Annotated in this window: 20 protein-coding genes; 2 read left to right on the plus strand and 18 right to left on the minus strand. The window is 31.2% G+C overall.

From position 1 onward, the window contains the following. Positions 1–37: 37 nt before the first annotated feature. From HMPREF2603_RS05350 to coaBC, 16 genes are all read right to left on the minus strand, one after another. Complete coding sequence (locus tag HMPREF2603_RS05350; RefSeq protein ID WP_186822223.1) at positions 38–1282, minus strand: glycosyltransferase family 4 protein; 1245 nt, start codon at positions 1280–1282, stop codon at positions 38–40. A gap of 29 nt (positions 1283–1311) precedes the next feature. Beyond that, positions 1312–2523, minus strand: coding sequence for an O-antigen ligase family protein (locus HMPREF2603_RS05355; RefSeq protein ID WP_060803951.1), 1212 nt, complete (start codon positions 2521–2523; stop codon positions 1312–1314). Positions 2524–2541: 18 nt separating this feature from the next. Next, complete coding sequence (locus HMPREF2603_RS05360; protein ID WP_060803950.1) at positions 2542–3510, minus strand: ATP-grasp fold amidoligase family protein; 969 nt, start codon at positions 3508–3510, stop codon at positions 2542–2544. Between the two features lie 24 nt (positions 3511–3534). After that, positions 3535–4725, minus strand: a complete 1191-nt coding sequence (locus HMPREF2603_RS05365) for a lipopolysaccharide biosynthesis protein (RefSeq protein ID WP_002480644.1) — start codon at positions 4723–4725, stop codon at positions 3535–3537. Beyond that, complete coding sequence (locus HMPREF2603_RS05370; protein ID WP_398575016.1) at positions 4722–5792, minus strand: glycosyltransferase family 4 protein; 1071 nt, start codon at positions 5790–5792, stop codon at positions 4722–4724. The genes HMPREF2603_RS05365 and HMPREF2603_RS05370 overlap by 4 nt, the downstream gene beginning before the upstream one ends. A 72-nt stretch (positions 5793–5864) precedes the next feature. Then, positions 5865–7139 (minus strand): nucleotide sugar dehydrogenase, encoded by a 1275-nt coding sequence (locus HMPREF2603_RS05375; RefSeq protein WP_002480642.1) that lies wholly within the window; start codon positions 7137–7139, stop codon positions 5865–5867. A gap of 52 nt (positions 7140–7191) precedes the next feature. Continuing rightward, a complete protein-coding gene (locus HMPREF2603_RS05380; protein ID WP_060803948.1) occupies positions 7192–8331 on the minus strand; it encodes a DegT/DnrJ/EryC1/StrS family aminotransferase in 1140 nt (379 codons plus the stop codon). 2 nt (positions 8332–8333) lie between these two features. Continuing rightward, positions 8334–8954 carry an acetyltransferase gene (locus HMPREF2603_RS05385; RefSeq protein ID WP_070501989.1) on the minus strand — a complete coding sequence of 207 codons (621 nt, stop codon included), beginning with the start codon at positions 8952–8954 and terminating at the stop codon, positions 8334–8336. Then, positions 8951–9547: a sugar transferase gene (locus tag HMPREF2603_RS05390; RefSeq protein WP_060803946.1), complete on the minus strand. Its 597-nt coding sequence runs from the start codon at positions 9545–9547 to the stop codon at positions 8951–8953. Before HMPREF2603_RS05390 ends, HMPREF2603_RS05385 begins: the two co-directional genes overlap by 4 nt. A gap of 38 nt (positions 9548–9585) precedes the next feature. Next, entirely contained in the window at positions 9586–10350 is a 765-nt protein-coding gene (locus HMPREF2603_RS05395) for a tyrosine-protein phosphatase (protein WP_060803945.1), read from the minus strand. Then, entirely contained in the window at positions 10350–11042 is a 693-nt protein-coding gene (locus HMPREF2603_RS05400) for a polysaccharide biosynthesis tyrosine autokinase (RefSeq protein ID WP_002480637.1), read from the minus strand. The genes HMPREF2603_RS05395 and HMPREF2603_RS05400 overlap by 1 nt, the downstream gene beginning before the upstream one ends. Positions 11043–11059: 17 nt before the next feature. Beyond that, entirely contained in the window at positions 11060–11728 is a 669-nt protein-coding gene (locus HMPREF2603_RS05405) for a Wzz/FepE/Etk N-terminal domain-containing protein (protein WP_002480636.1), read from the minus strand. A 243-nt stretch (positions 11729–11971) separates the two neighbouring features. After that, positions 11972–12319, minus strand: coding sequence for a hypothetical protein (locus HMPREF2603_RS05410; RefSeq protein ID WP_261676368.1), 348 nt, complete (start codon positions 12317–12319; stop codon positions 11972–11974). A gap of 157 nt (positions 12320–12476) precedes the next feature. Beyond that, positions 12477–13109, minus strand: coding sequence for an NAD(P)-dependent oxidoreductase (locus HMPREF2603_RS05415; protein WP_060803944.1), 633 nt, complete (start codon positions 13107–13109; stop codon positions 12477–12479). A 302-nt stretch (positions 13110–13411) separates the two neighbouring features. After that, positions 13412–15820: a primosomal protein N' gene (gene priA, locus HMPREF2603_RS05420; RefSeq protein ID WP_060803943.1), complete on the minus strand. Its 2409-nt coding sequence runs from the start codon at positions 15818–15820 to the stop codon at positions 13412–13414. Continuing rightward, positions 15820–17031, minus strand: coding sequence for a bifunctional phosphopantothenoylcysteine decarboxylase/phosphopantothenate--cysteine ligase CoaBC (coaBC, locus tag HMPREF2603_RS05425; RefSeq protein ID WP_060803955.1), 1212 nt, complete (start codon positions 17029–17031; stop codon positions 15820–15822). The genes priA and coaBC overlap by 1 nt, the downstream gene beginning before the upstream one ends. Before the next feature lie 216 nt (positions 17032–17247). Between coaBC and HMPREF2603_RS05430 the strand changes: the two genes are divergently transcribed. After that, positions 17248–17565 (plus strand): thioredoxin family protein, encoded by a 318-nt coding sequence (locus HMPREF2603_RS05430; RefSeq protein ID WP_060803942.1) that lies wholly within the window; start codon positions 17248–17250, stop codon positions 17563–17565. A gap of 69 nt (positions 17566–17634) precedes the next feature. Here HMPREF2603_RS05430 and rpoZ read toward each other — a convergent pair whose 3' ends face one another. Next, entirely contained in the window at positions 17635–17865 is a 231-nt protein-coding gene (gene rpoZ, locus HMPREF2603_RS05435; RefSeq protein WP_002480630.1) for a DNA-directed RNA polymerase subunit omega, read from the minus strand. After that, a complete protein-coding gene (gmk, locus tag HMPREF2603_RS05440) occupies positions 17865–18488 on the minus strand; it encodes a guanylate kinase (protein WP_002480629.1) in 624 nt (207 codons plus the stop codon). Before gmk ends, rpoZ begins: the two co-directional genes overlap by 1 nt. Before the next feature lie 169 nt (positions 18489–18657). On the opposite strand from gmk, the gene HMPREF2603_RS05445 reads away from it, so the two are divergent. Continuing rightward, a complete protein-coding gene (locus HMPREF2603_RS05445; RefSeq protein ID WP_057511012.1) occupies positions 18658–20376 on the plus strand; it encodes an Rqc2 family fibronectin-binding protein in 1719 nt (572 codons plus the stop codon). The last annotated feature ends 49 nt before the right edge of the window (positions 20377–20425 follow it).

Genomic DNA, 20425 nt, shown 5'->3' on the forward strand with positions numbered 1-20425 from the left:
TTGGACTGTATTTATGTCCCAGCCCCTTTGTTTAACTTTATCTTTCAATAACCTCTATTAATTTGTTAGTAAGATTTTCAAAATCAAAGTCGATAGATTTCTGTTTTGAATTTTCACCTTGTGTTCTTGCTTCATTTTCATTTTGAGCAAGATCAACTAAAGCTTTAGCAACTTCTTCTGGTGTTTGATTTTTTGCACAGTAACCACAATTTTCTGTTTCAATTACACTGTAGCCAGTCGAATAAGTTTGAATAATAGGTCTACCCGCTGCTAAATATTCAAACAATTTATTTTGACTCTGTCCATATTTATCTAAGTTTGTACTGCGATTATGAAGTATATTGCCATAAGAGTTTTTCAAAATAAACGGAACATATTTTTTATGTACTTTTCCTTTAAATACTATATTAGATAATTTCAATTCACTTACTTTTTCTTCTAAATTAGTTTTCTCGTCTCCATCGCCATAAACAAGAATTCTTATGTTTGAATCTGGATATTTTTCGTCTAATATTTTTGCAACATCAACTAAAAACGATAAGTAGTTTACTTTTCTTATTGATCCAGTGTATACATAATTTTTATAATTAGTGTCCATTAGTTCTGAGTCATTTACTTTATATAAATCAGCATTCTGATTAAAGTTTTTTAAAACTACACCATTACTAATATGGTAAATTTTTTCTTCTGATATTGAAGAGAACCAACCTTGATTTTTAATATAATCCTTACCACCTTGCCACGTCATTACAATTGCATCAGCTTTTTCATAAATTTTCTTTTCTGCTTGATACATCATTTGTGTAATTGGGTTGCTTTTACTTAAAATTTCATATGCAACAATACTTTCTGGCCATAAGTCTCTGACTTCAACTATACATTTCACTTGTAATTCTTTTGCTATTTTTAAACCTGCTATTAAAGTGAGTGGATGTACACTTGATGCTATAATAATATCCGGTTTGCCATATCTTTTTCGATATTCTTCTGATACTTTAAGTAATCTTTTACTAAAAGAAAGCATATTTAAAATTCTATGATGGTTATTTGAATTATAAGTATGGGATTTCACAAAAACAAATGGAATTTCGTTAACAACTCTTTCTGCATACAGTTTTCTGTTGGTATCTATAACATCATTAGAATTATGTCTCGTATTTGCACAAAATATTGTAACTTTATACCCTTTTTTCTTTAAAAATTCTGCAAACCAATAATGTCTTCCGCCTTCATTAAAATAATTGTCTGTAGCATAATGGTTAAATATCCATATATTTTTCAAGTTAACAACCTCCATATTTTTTCGATAAATCATTCTATTATCATTTTGCTTTCTTTGTTTAAGTTTGTCGCAACACTATATCCAACACCCATTATAAATACTTGTAGCAATCCTACTGATAACTGATTTTGGAATAAGGTAATCTCAAATGATTGGTGTACAATTACTCCTAAAAAATAACTAGCAGATAATTTAACAATGAAATTATCTCTTTGTTTTACCATTGCATTCCATATAATCAATAAAATAGCTGAAATTAGTATTAAGCCTAAATAACCAATTTGCATCAAAATATTTAAATATAAATTATGTGGCGACTGATCATGTGAATATAATTCTTCTGCCATAGTTCCAGGGCTATAACCAAACCAAGGCTTTTCATTAATTAATTCAATTAATGGAATCCACAAGTCATTTCTACCAGACATTATACTTTTACCAGTATGATCCAACATCCACTGTTCTATAGGTGTAAAGAATCTAAAAGTAGGTAACATTGGATAGATATAAACAAATGAAATACTAAGTATAATTATGAGAGCAAAAAATAAGACTGCTATAATTTGATACTTAGTTAAAAATTTCCAAAATAAGAACACGAATATCGTTGCAGCAATACTCAAAAGTATAGATCGTGTATCACTAGCTAAAACAAGAATTAAACTAATAAAAAGAATTCCAATATATATAATTTTAAATTTAGAGTATCTTATACCTAATATCAGGAAGAAAGAAGTATAAAACATATAAGGACCAATCAGGTTTGAATTATTATATATACTTGCAAAGAAACCAGGTAAACCCATTGCTACCCATACTATAAAATGAAATAGGACGAATATTGCGACTAACACGTTTATATATTTAAGATTTTCAAAACTTATTTTGATAAAAGATAAATACATAATGATTAATAAACACGCAATCATTTGAATTGTATTAATTAAATCCTTCATTTCAAATGTATTATTTGAAATAGAAGTAACACATACCATTGTCAATAATAGAATTAAAATCAATACTGCCAACTGCGATTTATCAAAAGGAACTAATTTACTGATATAAATAAGTATTCCTAAAGCGGCAATAAAAAAAGTTAGAAACAGCGATGCAGTTCCAATAAGGACAGTTGCAGATTCTGTCGCATTAAGTGATCCTATAATTATTAACAAATACAATATGAATATAACAATTGTAGATACTTTAATCGTAAACTTATGTTCATGCAGATTATTTTTCATACTTTACCTCCTTAACCATTAATGATTAAGCTGCTTTTTCAAATCGCTTTGAGGAATTTTATTCAAATGAATTTTTTCTCCATACTTTAATTCATTTTCTAATGGGTACAGCACTAATTGACCGCCATTAGGATGAAATGTCATTTCACCAAAATACAATTTATCCTTACTCACAAAAAAATCAACTCTACAAAACGGAAATCTCGACGCTAAATTTTCAGATACTTTAATCATTTCAGGTATAAATTTACTGAATTTGAAATCATCATCATTAAACTCTTGTCTTTTGATATCTATATTCATTTTATTCAGGTCTGTGTCGTATAGATTAATTTTACTTTCTAGAGATTGGTTGCCTTGCTCATCATTAATATTTTTTATGATAGCAAAAAATTCTACTTTACCTTCAAATACGAAGAATTTATAATCAATAAAATCCTTCATATCTAAATACTCTTCCACTAAAATTTTAGGTCTAATATTCTTATAATTCCATTCTCTTGAATATTTAAAATAGTTATCTTTCATAGCTGCATCAAATTTTTCTTTAGTTTTCTTTAAGTTTGTTTTGTTTTTTTCAACTGCTTGGTTTACCCCAGATGTATGGTTGGTTTTTAAAAATACTTTATCTGGCAATTTTTCAAAGTTAATATCATTAAAATTATCATATGCACCTAATAAAGGAGGTAATAAGTTGCTATACTCATTATCAATTAAATGCTGTCTCATTAGATACTTATCAGTATACTCAGTTTGCAAGTCATTTCTATAATTCAACTTCAGCCAATTTATTTTTTCAACAAACATCTTAGGGTTTTTCAAGTTTAGTTTAATACCTGTATTATGTTTTATATTGAGCTTTGTAAATTGCTCGTCACTCAAAAATCTCATCAATTTAGCTTTTATTTTACTCATTTTCTTATATAAATTTTTAGTACTTTCTCTTAATAACAATTTTCTAATAGCTATCTTAATACGACTAATCATCTTATTCCTCCATGTAATCTGTTTTTATACTTTTAGTTTTGAGAAGATATACAATTGTACAGATAGCTTTATTGAGTATGTAACTAATTGAGCAACTGCAATCATAACTAAACTATGGCTAAAAATACTTAATATCATTGATAATACTACAAAAAAGATTAGCGTTAATATGTCAATCAACGCTTTGCGTTTTAATGAATAATATTTAACTAAGAAACTACGTATAATGTAATCAGCACAAATCAATCCAAACGTTATTGTTACAAATAAATATATAGGTTTGACTGCTTCTAAATAATTTTCATATAACAGATATATCAAAATATAGCCAACAAAATAGGAAATAACAAATACAATAACACTTACAATCGGCATCAACATTAATACGCGTTTTTTAATTCTTTTTGTGATTTTTTCAGTATCAGCAATGTAACTCAAAATAACTGATGAAATCATTGTAAACGGGAATAACATTAATTTAGTTGGCAAAGTTGCTATATAAAAAATCGAAACACTACTTGCACCAAGTAAAAAACTTGTTATAAATCTATCAGAATAGTTCATTAAAGATCCTGCACAGCCTGAAATTAATAAAAAAGTTAGTGCTGATGCTTCAAAATAATAATTTTTTGTTTTGAACAATGCAATTACATTAACTTTAACTAATAGGTAAGTAACTACATTAATCAACAACTCTATCACTACAAAACATAAAAGAACGCCTCTCACACTTTCTATAGGTAAAAAGTATAGCAATATATACATAGAACTAAGTACTAAGTTAACATAAAGAATTTTCATAAATTCTTTTTTCACCCTGTAGAAAACTAGTAAAAACATTCTACTCGACGTAAATAAAACTAATAAATAAATTAGTAAATATTCTATTTCATCAATATGAAATACCCAAATTGATACAGAAAATATCACAGATACTAACGTAATATATAGCAACAACTTTTTATAATACGTGTAAAGTGCAGATTTGTTATCTAGTTCTTGATCAAACGTGTTGAATTTTTTTTGATACAGATTGGTAAAACTTGCATTTAAGGTTATTACCAATACATTAAAGTAACCATATATTATTAAAAATCTACCGAACTCCCCTTGACCAAGTGCTTGTTCGAAATTGGGAAATAAAAACAATTGTTGAACCGCTATAAATAAACCTTGAGATAATATGTTTATTAACATATCTTTGATAAATTTCATTGTTCAACCCTTGCCTTTGCTATTTCGTAAATTTCTTTGTGTTTTAAGGCATTGTTTTGCCAAGAAAATCGTTTCTTATCTATTTGACTAATATTTTTTTGTATTACATTATAATTTTCAATAATTTTTCTTACTTGCTTTATTAATTCATTATTATTCGTTGGGTTTACAGAATAACCAACATACCCTTCTTCAAAGTATTTATCAAAACCTTCATTTTTGGTATATATAACAGGTAAATTTTGTGTCAGCGCTTCTAAGTACACTAAGCCAAACGTTTCTGTAAAAGAAACCATTATAAAAACGTGCATATTTTTCATAATTTCTACAATGTTTTGTTTGCCTTTTTTGCCAAGAAAATACATATTAGGATATTTTTTTAAATTCTGGTAATATTTCAAATCAACTACATCACCAACTATATAAATATTTACATTTCTTCCTAAGTTTTTAGCAGTAAGATTTTCAGCTAAAAATTCCAAATTTTTATTTTTCATAATCCTACAAACACAAATAACATTTATATCTTCATTAATATGTTTTGTTTGGTCACTGGAATGCTTCAACCAATAATCATTAATACCATTAGGTATGACATGTGATTTTTCGTAAATTTCTTTTTTTATTTTTCTAGTACCAAACAACATTTCTATAGTATTGTTTTTATAAGACTCCGATAAAAATATTATTTGACTGGCTTTTTTTAAAATTTTTCTTCCTAAAGGTAATAGGTGCTTGTAAAATTTCATATAAAAATTTATATCAGTATTTCTCACTGTAACAATATATGGCTTACCTGATTTTAACGCTTGATAACCATCTGAAAATAAAGTGTGTGCGTGAACAATATCGTAATCATTCAAGTCAAAGTTTAATGACTGAACCCAAGCTAGTATCTTCTTTTGCTTTTTAAAATAAAAGAAACGATCAGTTGATTTTAAAAATTGTTTTTCAAACACATTTGTGTTTGTTTCAATCAACTTATCACTAACGTTTGCTTCATCTTTAATTTTCCTTGGCATAATAACATCATTTCTAACACCTTGTTTTTCTAATTGATTAAACATTTCGCTATATAAAGGTGAATGTAAGTAATTGCTATTAAAATGCAAAATTTCCATAACATCTAACCTTTCTTTTTAAATAGACCAGTAAGTAACGTTATCATTTTCATATTTCTTAAATCTATTTTTCAAATCAACAATTATAGAAGAGTCCTTTTTCAATAATTCTAAGAAACTTGTATCTTCTATATTTTTGAAAACATCATGATTCACGGCATATAGTAAGACATCAACGCTTTCTTTAAAGTCTTCCATATCTACAATATCCGCTTCAATTTCGTCGCTAAAACTATTAATATAAGGATCGAAAATTTTTGGTTTTATACCAAATTCATTTAAAGACTTAATCATTTCTAACACTTTAGAGTTCCTGAAGTCAGGTGTATTTTCTTTGAAGGTCAAACCGGCAATTAAGACTGTTGCATCTGATGATTTACCTTTTTTCATCAACTCCTTTATTATATTGTTAACAACAAATGCAGGCATCGCATTATTAATCTTTCTTCCTGCTGTAATTATTTGAGAGTGATATCCAAGGTTCTCTGCTCTATAAATGAAGTAATAAGGATCTACACCTATACAATGACCACCTACTAAACCTGGATAGAAACCTAATGCATTCCACTTTGTATTCATGGCATCTATCACTTCATGAGTATTAATTCCCATTAAATTAAAGACTTGTGATAGTTCATTCATAAATGCAATATTTATATCTCTCTGACTATTTTCAACTACTTTTGCACTTTCTGCTACTTTGATATTTGAAGCTTTGTGAATACCTGCTTTGATAACTTTTCCATATATTTCGGCAATCACATCTAGTGATTCTTTATCAATACCTGAAACAATTTTTATTATATTTTCAACTGTATTTTTCTTATCACCAGGATTTATTCTTTCTGGGGAGTAACCAACTTTGAAATCATTAATTACTTCCAATCCGGATATTTCTTCTAATAATGGTGCGCATACTTCTTCAGTAACACCAGGATAGACTGTGGATTCATAAACTACATAATCATTATTTTTTAAGTATTTCCCTACTAATTTAGTAGCGCTTTCAATTGGTGCTAAATTTGGTGTATTATCTTGTTTAATAGGTGTAGGTACAGTGATTATAAAAAATTCTGCATCTTTTAAATCATTCTCATTAGAAGTGAATTTTAATGATGTATTCTTTAACACTTCTTCTCCAACCTCTCCAGTTGGATCAATGTTATTGTTATATTTATTTATTTTATTTTCATCAATATCAAAACCAATTACTTCAAAATGTTTAGCAAAAGCTATAGCTAACGGCATTCCAACATATCCCATACCAATTACTGCGATTTTTTTCTCTTTCATCTTTATCCCTCATTTTTTATATTTATATTCTAAATTTTAACCACTGAAAAAATCATTTTAAAAGTGACTTAATACTTTCAATTACATCAATTAATTCCTCATTTGTTATATTTGAACCAGATGGCAGACAAACACCTTCTTCAAATAATTTTTTGGCATTATCTTTCTCATCATAAAAATAATCAAATGCTTCATATAATGGTTGTAGGTGCATCGGTTTCCATACTGCTCTTGCTTCAATATTTTTGACATTTAATTCTTTTATTAAATCAGCTGCAGAAATATTAATCTTATTTGGATTGATTGTCATTGCTGTTAACCAACGATTAGATTTACTATCTGGTAATTCAGGTTGGAAATTAATACCATCAATTTCACTTAATGCATCATAATACATGTCGAAGATGTCACGTCGACGATTCACACGATCATTAATAACTTCCATTTGGCCACGGCCAATACCTGCTGAAATATTACTCAATCTATAATTAAAACCTAATTCACTATGTTGATAATATGGTGCTTTATCTTTAGCTTGTGTTGCTAAGAATAACGCATGGTCAATGTATTCTTTATGATTAGAAAGCAACATGCCACCACCACTTGTCGTGATGATTTTATTACCATTAAATGAAAAAATACTTAAATCTCCAAAACTACCACTCATTTTACCGTGATAAGTTGACCCTAGAGATTCTACTGAATCTTCAATTAAGGTAACATTATAATGTTTACAGATTTTTGATATCTTCTCAAAGTCTGCTGTCTGACCGTATAAATTCACTACTAAAACTGCTTTAGGTAAAGTACCTTTATCTTCATATGTTTTGAATGCTTTTTCTAAAGCTGTCGGTGACATATTCCATGATTCCATTTCTGAATCAATAAATACTGGTGTAGCATCTTGATATAAAATTGGATTAGATGTTGCACAGAATGTTAATGATGAACAAAAGACTATGTCACCTTTTGCAACACCTGCTTCAATCAATGCAAGATGAATAGCAGATGTACCACTTGCTGTAGCTAGTGCATAATCTGCACCTACGTAATCTTTTATATCATTTTCAAATTCCGTTACATTTTCACCTAAAGGTGCAATCCAATTATCTTTAAAAGCTTTTTCTATGTACTGGGTTTCTGTCCCACCCATATGCGGTGTTGATAAAAATATTCTCTCTCTCATTATCATCATTACTCCTTAATAACTTTTGCGGGTGATCCTACTACCGTTACATTGTCCCTTACATTAGAAATTACGGTAGAACCTGCGCCTACCATAACGTGTGCTCCAACTTTCAAATTCGGAATCACTGTCGCATTTGCTCCAACTTGCGTGCTCTCACCAACCGAAACATTACCAGTTAACACTGCTCCTGGTGAAATATGTGTATAATCCTTTATTAAACAATCATGTTCAACTATGGAACCGGTATTTATAATGGCATGCTTCCCTATTACTGTATCCGCATTAACAATGGCACCGGGCATAACAACGGTACCATTGCTAATTTCTGCATTTTTACTAATAATTGCATGCGGATGAATAAACACTGGAAATCTTTCGATAGGCACATTAATCTTGTCGAAAATTTTATTTCTAACTTTATTATTCCCTATTGCAATAACAAAATAATAATTTTCTTGATAAAGTCGAATATTTCTAAGATTATCGAAAATCAAATCATTTTCTCTATACATTTTTTCAATATTATCATCCAAATATCCACTAACTTTATAATTGCCTTCAGCTTCGATTACATCTCTGACAACCTTAGCGTGTCCGCCATTACCAATAATTAATATTGATTTCATTGTGGCGAACCTCGAAATTTTTCCATTGTTACGTGATCCTTAGCACTTACATCCTTACGATTTAAAACATTGATAAATGTTTTGTATAGGATATACATATCTAACTTGAACGATTGGTTTTCAACATACCAAACATCCAATTTAAACTTAGCTTCCCATGAAATCGCATTTCTCCCGTTTACTTGCGCCCAACCCGTGATACCAGGTTTTACCAAGTGACGTTTCTTTTGCTCGTCTGAATATAAGGGAAGATATTCCATTAATAACGGACGTGGGCCTACCAAGCTTAAATCACCTTTTATGACATTAATTAATTGTGGCAGTTCATCAATGCTGGCTTTACGAATAAAACTGCCCACTTTTGTCATTCTTTGTTCATCAGGCAATAATTCACCTTGATCGTCTCGTGCATCAGTCATAGTTCTGAATTTATAAATATAGAAGGGTTCTCCATTTAAACCTGGTCTTTGTTGTTTAAATAACACTGGTCGTCCCATACTTTTGGCAATGGCAACAGATGCACCGACTAAAATTGGAGCACTTACTAAGAAAACTGAACTACCTATCGCTAAATCAATTGCTCTTTTTAACATCCCTATCACCTTTCTTTTATGAATAAAAATTTAAAGTATCAAAAAAGCCCAAGAATTTTCTTCTTTTTATACTCAATAGGTCTTCTTTGAGTAATTTTTTCATCACAAACCAGGTGTTTATTATTCTCATACATTTCCTTAATTTCTTCTTCATATTTACTAAGTTTAGAAATTGAAAATAGTTTCTCAGCTATAAATGGTCTAAATTTTACATCATGTGCATCAGAAGCAATGAAATGAACTAGATTATGTTTAATCATTCTAATTGAAAATTTTTGAATATTTTTCCCCATATTACCTGCTAAAGAAGAAGCTGTTAATTGACAAAGCGCTCCGATATTAACTAACCCATATAGTATGTTAATGTCTTGAGCAATTTTTTTATTTCTTTCTGGGTGCACAATAACTGGAATGTATCCTCTGGTTTGAATTTCATAAATAATATTTTGAAGAAAGTTTGGTACATTATTTGATGGAAGTTCAAGTAATAAGTATTTTGAATAATTAACTCCTTTAATATTTCCATTATCCAAATCAGTTAGTAATTCATCCGTCACCCTTATCTCTTGGCCAGGTAAAATTTTAATTCCTAACTTTCTAATTTCCTCATGTTTATTCAAAGAATTGACATGTTTCTCTACATCATCAAATTTATTATTGTATTTATAATGTAAATGATGTGGTGTTGCCACAATTTCGTTGATACCTTCTTCAGAAGCTTGTTGCAATAAACTAATCATTTCATCTTCATTTTTCGGACCATCATCAACGTTATATATAATGTGATTGTGAATATCTATCATTATGATTCTTCTCCATAATACGCATAGTAACTTGAATTTTTTTCATGTTCTGTTTTGTTTAAAACAACGCCTAAAACTTTAGCTCCAGTATTTTCAATCAATTCTTTACTTTTTAAGATTGACTTCCGATCATTATTTTTTACATTTATTACTAACGCAGCATATCCACTGATTTCTGAAAACAGTTGTGCATCTGTAACAGTATTTACAGGAGGAGTATCAATAATTATAAAGTCATATATTTCTTTTAATTCCTCTAAATGATTTTGAAACTGGATTGAGCCAATTAACTCAGACGGATTCGGTGGAATTGGTCCAGAAGTTAATAAGTCTAGGTTATCGATTTCTGTTTTAGTAATCGCCTTTTCAAAATATGATTTACTAATTATTAAATTAGATAATCCATCAATATTGCTAGTATTGAACATATAATGCTGAGTGGGTTTTCTCATATCTCCATCGATAAGCAATGTTTTATAACCGGCTTGTGCATATGTAACTGCTATATTTGCAGAAACCAAAGATTTTCCAACGCCAGGTTTTTCAGATGTTATTACTAAAGTTTTAACATCATCATTTGCAGTAGAAAACATTATGTTTGTACGTATTCCTCTAAATTTTTCACTAATAACAGATTTTGGGTCATAGTGAGTCATTAATGGATTATTTATAGCTTTACTCTTTTTTTTCATCTGTGAATTCTCCTTTATCATTTTTTATTAAACTCAGGAATTGCACCTAAAACTGGTAAATCCAATAATTCTTCAACTTCATCTTCACTTTTAATTCTTTTATCAAAAATAGCTATTAATATTATGATAATCACAGCAAGAATAAGACCTAATACTATACTGATAAGTGCATTTGTAATAGGTTTAGGAGCGACTTTTTTTGCATCTTCTGCTTTAGATAAAGTAGACACATTATCTATACTCATGATTTTACTAGCATCATCACTAAATACTTTAGAAATTGTATTTGCAACTTTTGTGGCGTCACCTTTTTTATTACTCTCTACAGTAATGCTCATGATTTGAGAATCTGCTTTATTATTTACACTTAACATACTAGATAATTCTTTTTCTGAATATTTACCATTTAAATCTTTAGAAACTTTATCTAAGATTCTCGGGCTTTTAATAATTTCTGAGTATGTTTTAACAAGTTGAATATTAGATTGAACCTGTTGTGCCATCATTTCATTGTTTGAGTGTTTCTGATTAACCAATACTTGAGTAGTTGCAGAATATTTGGGTTGTATAACAAAAAAACTTAACAATAAACTTACAACTAAAAATATTAACGGAATAATCAACAGCAATTTAACGTTTTTCTTTAGTGCGGTAAATATCTTACCGATATCAATTGTCTTTTCCATAGTAACCTCCATTATATGTATAGTACATACTAATTAACGTATATTTTACATTATATTAGGATAACATGACGCTTTTGAAACAAATTTTAAATATTTTTACAATCAAAATCAGATTGTAATATTTTTTAATAAAATCCACAAAATTATAACAATCACTAAATCTATTGATAGCTTAATTCACTGGATACCTATGCTAAGGAGTAAAAAAAGCACCTACCAAGATTTCTTAGTAGATGCTTTAAACTATTGTAAAATAATAAAGAAAACAATAACAAATATACTTACAATGAACCTCACACTTTGTGCTAAAAAGATGATTTTCCCAAAAGTTCTCTTTTGATAGATACCTATACCTACTTGGATCATTGCAAACCCAATGATTAAAAGAATCAGAGCTGGTATGAAATTAGCAATTAAAGCTCCGATATCTAACAATAAGCTTCCTACTATTAAGAGGATCATTGTAATTTTAGGTGTTTTCGGATTACGTGCTAACATTAATATCGCAGATAAAAATGTGAAAACTGAAAATGCTATGATAAACGTTTTGAGCAGAATCATAAAATCACTCCTTGATTCCTTATTATACATGAAAATAATCATTACAATATCAAAAAAGGGATATTAACTTATAATTACCTATATAAAATATATACACCTGTACAAGTTAGTGCATTCTTAATAATAAAACCTCATTAAAAGCAATTTACTTTCTATTACTTTTAATGAGGTTGCTTTTTATTATCAGTTAACCAAAAACTACTGTGATACCTTGGTTTGGATATTGATCATTTTCAGCTTCATCTATAAATGCGTTGCTGAAATCACTGTACGATACATAAGATTTATTTCTTGAGTTATAAATAATTGTATCAGTACCCAATTTATAATCGTTGGTTTCTGGACCATTAAAATCAAACATGCTTGCAGGACTTACAAACGTCCAGTCTTTTAGTTTGTCTTGCGCTGCTAGAATATCATAAGCTTCAGCCATTTTTATAGCTGATTCTTTTACAGTCTCTGGGATATTTGGATTATCCGCTACTCTTGTTGTTTTACTATCATATATATACAATCTACCTGTTCCACCAACAAACATCAGTTTTACATCTATACCGTCTAAAATATTAATAAGATGATTAGTCATTTGAATATATAACTCTTCTTTTCCACTTGGTGCGCCAAATGCGACGAATACTGCATCAAAACCTTCTAAATCTTCACGAGTAATATCTAATATATCTTTTTCTACATATGGAACATCAAATTGTAATTTATTATGATTTCTGACAAACGCAGTAACTTCATGGTTTCTCTCTAATGCTTTTTCAGTTAAAATTGTTCCTTGTTTACCCGTTGCGCTAATGATTGCTATTTTCATCGTTTCATCATCACCTTTTGAAAATTAATTATAACTTTGATAAACTGCTTACTTTTAAAAGTATGGTATCTCATAAAGAATCCTTAATCGTATATCTATATGAAGTTCGTAAGCAGATAAGCATTTATAATTTAATTTATTTTACACCACTTTTTGTATAGTACGCAATAATAAAGAACTTTCAAAAAGTGTTACACTTATACATTGATGTTGGCTGAAAATAAAAAGATAAGTGACAATCTAAAAAGCATCTAATACTTCCTAAATCATCACTTATCCTTGATTTTATGCTATTTTATTCACTACATCATGACATAAGGGTTTATGTCTATCTTTAATGAAAGCTTATCTTTTTGATAGCGTTCATGATAGTAATCATCTAAATATTGAAGTGCTTTGTGTAATTCGGGTTCACTTTTGTATTTGACTAGAACTTGGAAACGAAATTCTCTATTAATTCTAGCGATAGCTGCTGGTGATGGTCCTAAAATCAAAGCCCGATCCGTAAGGTGTTGTAATAATATTTTATGAACATGTGCCGCTGCTTGCATAACTTCTTTCATATTTTGGTGAGAAATCGTAAAGTTAATCAAGAAATAGTATGGTGGATACTTACCAATTTGTCTGTATTTCATTTCTTTATGATAGAACGATAAATAATCATTAAGCTGGACATCTTGTATCGCATAATGATCAGGGTTATAGGTTTGAATAATAACCTTCCCTTCTTTTTCATGACGTCCTGCACGCCCTGCTACTTGAGTCAGCAATTGGAAGGTTCTTTCACTGGAACGAAAATCTGGTAAGTTCAACATTGTATCAGCGTTTAATACACCGACAAGTGTAATATTTGGGAAATCCAACCCTTTCGCAATCATTTGAGTACCGAGCAGAATATCCCCTTTACCTTCTCCGAAATCATTCAATAGCTTCTCATGTGCGCCTTTTCGTGATGTTGTATCTGCGTCCATACGAATAATCTTCGCATTTTCAAATTCACGATTTAAAAGTTCTTCAACGCGTTGGGTACCAGTTCCCATTTGACGAATGTGTTCACTTTCGCAGTTTGGACATTTATTAGGCGGTGTTTCTTCATAACCACAATAGTGACATTTCAATTTATCGCTAGATTTATGGTAGGTCAATGAAATATCACAGTTTGGACATTGCGGTACATGACCACAGTCTCGGCATAATATAAATGAAGAATAACCACGTTGATTTAGGAACAGTACAATTTGTTCATTGCGAGATAAACGGTCTTGAATTGCTTCTCGCAATTCTGTCGAAAACATTGACCGGTTACCATTTGCTAATTCTTCACGCATATCTACAATATCAATTTCAGGTAATGGTTGATTATTCACACGATCAGGTAAGCTTAATAAGTGATAAACTCCCTTTTCAGCACGTGCATATGATTCAAGACTTGGCGTCGCACTACCTAAAATTAATGGACATTGATGATATTTTGCGCGCCATAATGCAATCTCTTTCGCATGATAACGCGGATAATCTTCTTGTTTGTATGTTGCCTCATGTTCTTCATCAATAATAATCATACCCAGATTTTTAAATGGTGCAAAAACACTAGAACGCGCGCCTACACTTACGCGTGCGCGTCCGTCACGTATTTTTTGCCACTCATCATAACGTTCACCTTTTGAAAGACCAGAATGCAATACTGCAACTTCATCACCAAATCTACGTTTAAAACGTAAAACCATTTGTGGTGTCAAAGCAATTTCTGGAACTAACATCATAGCCTGTTGATTTTTTTCTAGAACAGCTTCTATCGTTTGAAGATAAACTTCAGTTTTACCAGAACCTGTTACACCATGTAATAAGAAAGTCTCTTGTTTTTCTTCATCAATAACCTTTTTAATCTCATCGTAAGCGATTTGTTGGCTTGGAGTGAGTTGTCGTTTTTCTTCTTGTTCAAATACTCTTGATGCATATGGGTCACGTTCTACTATGGCATCATACTTCTCTACAAAACCATTACGTTCCAATGTTTTAGCACTTGAAGCTGATAACCCTACTTCTTCAAGTTCTTTTAAAGGAACATCTCTATTTTGTGCATCTAGCAAGTAAGCATAAACATCATATTGTTTAGGGTGTCGTTCTAACATTGCTAAAACTTCATCTGGTTGATGATCATCTCTTATTCGTATTGCACGTTGTGTTTTTTTCTTTGTATTTTGAGACAGTAACGTTTCTTCTCTAACGATACCTTCTTCTAATAAAGGAACTAAATGTTTTAAATCACCATTTTGTTGAGCAGCTTTATAAGCATAATGTCCTTCTTTATTAAAGCGTTTTAAAATGTCATCTGGTATTGATTCATCTTCTACAATTTCAAATACTTTGGTATATCTTGCTTTAATAGCACTTGGTAACATGGCTTCTAAAATAGAAATACGTTTCGTGACATGATATTTACCATACCAAGCGCTTAAATCAACTAATTCAGGTGTCAGTTCTGGTTTGATATCTTGAATTTCTTGGATTTCTTTTAGTTTAGATAAATCTAGTTCTGGATCTGGTTCCTCAGCTATTTCCATAACATACCCTTGAATGGTTCTGTACCCAAAGGGTACAACGACTCGTACACCAACTTGAATAATGGGTACGAGTCGCTCTGGTATTTTATAGTCAAAGGTAAAGTCTACGTTTTTAGCTGGGACATCTACAATTACCTTTGCATACATTATTTCCACCTACGTTCTAATTCTTCTAAGATTCTTCCAGCAAGCTGCTGTTTCTTACCTTTCTCTATATTAACTGCTTCGTCATTTTTGAAGTATAATGTGACTTCATTATCATCAGAACTGAAACCGATAGATGTGTCTCCTACGTTATTCGCAATAATCACATCTGCATTCTTTTTCTCTAATTTAGCTTTTGCATATTTTTCAATATCTTGTGTTTCAGCTGCAAAGCCAATTAATTTTTGATGCGATTTATGCTCACCTAAATATTTCAATATATCTTTAGTTCGTGTAAATGAAATGGTTAAATCTCCATCTTGTTTTTTCATTTTATGTTCCAGTTTTTCTGCTGGTTTGTAATCTGAAACTGCAGCCGTTTTAAAGACAAAGTCCTGAGCATCAAAACGTTCAACTACTGCGTTAAACATATCTTCCGCACTAGTTACAGGTACAAAGTCCACATTTTCTGGTGGCGTTAAGCTTGTTGGACCACTCACTAAAGTTACTTTAGCGCCTCTCTTTTGTAATGCATCAGCAAGTGCATATCCCATTTTTCCTGATGCTCTATTAGACACAAAACGTACAGGATCAATAACTTCGACCGTCGGTCCTGCTGTAACTAAGGCATGTTTACCATTGAACCAATCACTCTCATTGATGACTGATTGATTATTATTTTGTTCCATCGTTTGGCGCATGAATGCCATGATATCCAATGGTTCCATCATACGGCCCTTCGCTACATAGCCGCAGGCTAAAAAGCCTTCACCAGGTTCAGCGAAATGATAACCATCTTCAGTCAATACTTGCATGTTCGCTTGTACTCTTGGATTTTCATACATATGCACATTCATAGCAGGAGCAACAAATTTAGGAACAGTCGTCGCTAATAAAGTTGAAGTAATCATATCGTCAGCAATACCGTTTGCTAATTTACCGATAATATTGGCAGTTGCTGGCGCAATAATCACTGCGTCTGCCCAATCACCTAACGCTATATGTTGAATTTCAGCTGGATTTTCTTCTTTAAATGTACTCGTGTATACAGGATTACGACTGATTGCTTGGAAAGCAAGCGGTGTCACAAACTCTTGTGCATGTTCAGTCAGCATTACACGTACGTCATACCCTGCTTGTGTTAATTTACTTGTTAAATCAATCGCTTTATAAGCTGCAATACCACCCGATACTGCTAATAAAATATTCTTCATCGCAATCTTTGCCTCCAAGTTTATTCTCTCTTTATGTATACGGCTTAATATTAAAAAATGAGTCCAAATGAAATGGCCTCATAATTCATCAATCATTTTATATTTTAACACTCTAGGTCAAAAAAGTCCTTTGCTTTGCAAAGCAATAAAGTTGATTCTCTACCTCTATCCGCGTATGATAGCTTTCGACACAGACAATAGAAAGAAGGTTTGAAGATGGAGACTTTAAAGCAATATGACGATATTACACAACGCATTGAATCAGAAAATAAATTCTTATTATATGTCATGGCGAATGGTTGCTCAGTCTGCCATGCAGACCAACCTAGAGTAGAAAAATTAGTAAATCCGTTAGAAATACCTGCAGCACAAATTATTGTAAATGATATTCCTGAAGCTGCTGGTCAACTCTCACTCTTTACTGCGCCTGTCGTCATTCTTTTTAATAATGGAAGAGAATTTCATAGACAAGCACGTATTATAGATTTCGATCAGTTAGAACGTTCTATGGAGCAATTGAAGATGTCTTATTAAATGAAAAACAACCTTTAAAGCAGTTTTTTGCCTTAAAGGTTGTTTTCAATTTATATAATCACTTTAAACTCAGTCTTTTGTTTCGAATTCACTTTCGTTTAATTCTGGTTCGATTGGAGTGATTTTGCCATCGGCAATCTCTTCTAGAGCTTCTCCAACTGTTTTAACTGAGTGATATTTTTCTAATAACGCAGTGTCTTTTTTGTCATATAATTCACGTGCGCGTTTGGCTGCCACTGTTGCGATTAAATATTTTGATTTTACTTTTGAAGTTAATTGATTAAGCGGTGGGTATAACATTATTTTTTGGCCTCCAATATCATTTTTCTATACTTTGCTTCTATACGTTCACGTTTTAGATGTTCGGCTGCAACGATTGCTTGAATACGTTCTTTAGCAAGTTCTACTTCATCGTTTACCACAACGTAGTCATAAAGATTCATCATTTCCACTTCTTTACGTGCTTCTTTCACACGACTTTGAATCTTTTCGTCTGATTCTGTACCGCGGCCGACTAAACGCTCTCTTAAGTGGTCTAAACTTGGCGGTGCTAGGAAGATAAATAATGCATCAGGGAATTTCTTGCGTACTTGTTTCGCACCTTCAACTTCGATTTCTAAGAAGACATCATAGCCTTCATCCATAGTGTCTTTCACATACTGTACAGGTGTACCGTAGTAGTTACCTACATATTCTGCATACTCAATAAATTGATCTTGTGCGATAAGTTGCTCAAACTCTCGTTTTGTCTTGAAAAAATAATCAACGCCATCTTGTTCACCTTCACGCATTTCACGTGTCGTCATTGAAATTGAATATTTGTATGATGTTTTCGGATCATCAAATATTTCTTTGCGGACAGTACCTTTTCCGACTCCAGATGGACCTGATAAGACAATTAGTAAACCTTTTTCATTATCCATGCCTTACGACCTCTCTAAGCTATTGTTGTATTATATAATGATACCATATTCTAAATAAAATTGTATAGATGCCAATAGATAAAATCTTAATTTGGAAGTTTACCATATTCACATGGTACAATAATAAGAACGTAGTACAAGAACGAAAATAAAAAGGTAGCTGATAATTATGGCATTTGATGGCCTATTCACAAAGAAAATGGTAGAAGAACTGTCCTTTCTTGAAGGTGGACGTATTCATAAAATCAACCAACCTGATAACGATACAATTATAATGGTCATTCGTCAGAATCGTAAAAACCATTCATTACTGTTATCTATCCATTCTAATTTCTCTCGTATGCATATTACGAAAAAGAAATATGATAACCCATTTGAACCGCCAATGTTTAACCGTGTCTTTCGTAAACACTTAGACGGCGGAATTATACAAGCAATTCGTCAAATTGATAATGACCGTCGTATCGAAATCGATGTTCAAAGCACAGATGAACTCGGTGATAAAATATATCGTACCGTTATCCTAGAAATTATGGGTAAACACAGTAACTTAATACTAGTTGATGATAATCGTAAGATTATCGAAGGTTTCAAACATTTAACACCAAACACAAACCAATATCGAACTGTGATGCCAGGTTTCCAATATGAAGCACCACCTACACAAAATAAAATCAATCCTTATGAAGTTTCAGGTCAAGACGTATTAAAATATATAGATTTCAATCAAGGTAATATTGCGAGACAACTGTTACAAACTTTCGAAGGTTTCAGTCCACTCATTACGAAAGAAATTACAGAACGTCGTCAATTTATGACTACTGAAACATTACCAGCAGCATTCGATGAAGTTATGGAAGAAACTAAACTTAAACCTGTTCCGATTTTCCATAAAAACCATGAAACAGGTAAAGAAGATTATTACTTCATGCGTTTGAAACAGTTTGATGATGATAGTGTGACTTATGAATCACTTGATGAGTTATTAGATCGTTTCTATGATGCGCGTGGCGAACGTGAACGTGTTAAACAACGTGCGAATGATTTAGTTCGTTTTGTCCAACAGCAACTTCAAAAAAACCGAAACAAACTCGTTAAATTAAATGCTGAATATGAAGGTACGCAATCAAAAGAAGATATGCAGTTATATGGTGAGCTCATCACCGCAAACATTTATCGCATTAAACAAGGCGATGAAACCTTAACGACAGAAAATTACTATACAGGTGAAGAAGTGACGATTAAATTAGATCCGACTAAATCACCTTCACTGAATGCGCAATATTACTATAAGCAATATAACCGTTTAAAAACACGTGAACATGAACTTGAACATCAAATACAACTCACAGAAGAAAACATCGCATACTTTGAATCTATTGAGCAACAGTTGGCTCATATCACAGTAGAAGATATTGACGAAATCCGTGAAGAACTTGCAGAACAAGGCTTTATGAAGCAACGTCAAAATCGTAAAAAAAAGAAACAACCGCAAATGCAGTTGCAAACTTACCTTTCTACAGATGGCTCAACTATATATGTAGGTAAAAACAACAAACAAAACGATTATCTAACAAATAAAAAAGCACGTAAGCACCATTTATGGTTCCATACAAAAGATATTCCTGGTTCTCACGTAGTCATTTTCGAAGATGAACCAAGCGATAAAACAATTGAAGAAGCTGCAATGTTAGCAGCCTACTTCTCTAAAGCAGGAAACTCTGGTCAAATTCCAGTAGATTACACAGATATCAAAAACGTACACAAACCATCAGGTGCGAAACCTGGCTTTGTAACGTACGATAATCAAAAAACATTATATGCCACACCAGATTATGATCACATCCAATCAATGAAAAGCGATTCAGAAAAAGTGAAATTAAAATAATCTATTTACTTTAAAAGCACTCGAAGACAAAATGTTTTCGAGTGCTTTA

Source organism: Staphylococcus sp. HMSC055C03 (genome assembly GCF_001809385.1).
GTDB lineage: Bacteria > Bacillota > Bacilli > Staphylococcales > Staphylococcaceae > Staphylococcus > Staphylococcus simulans.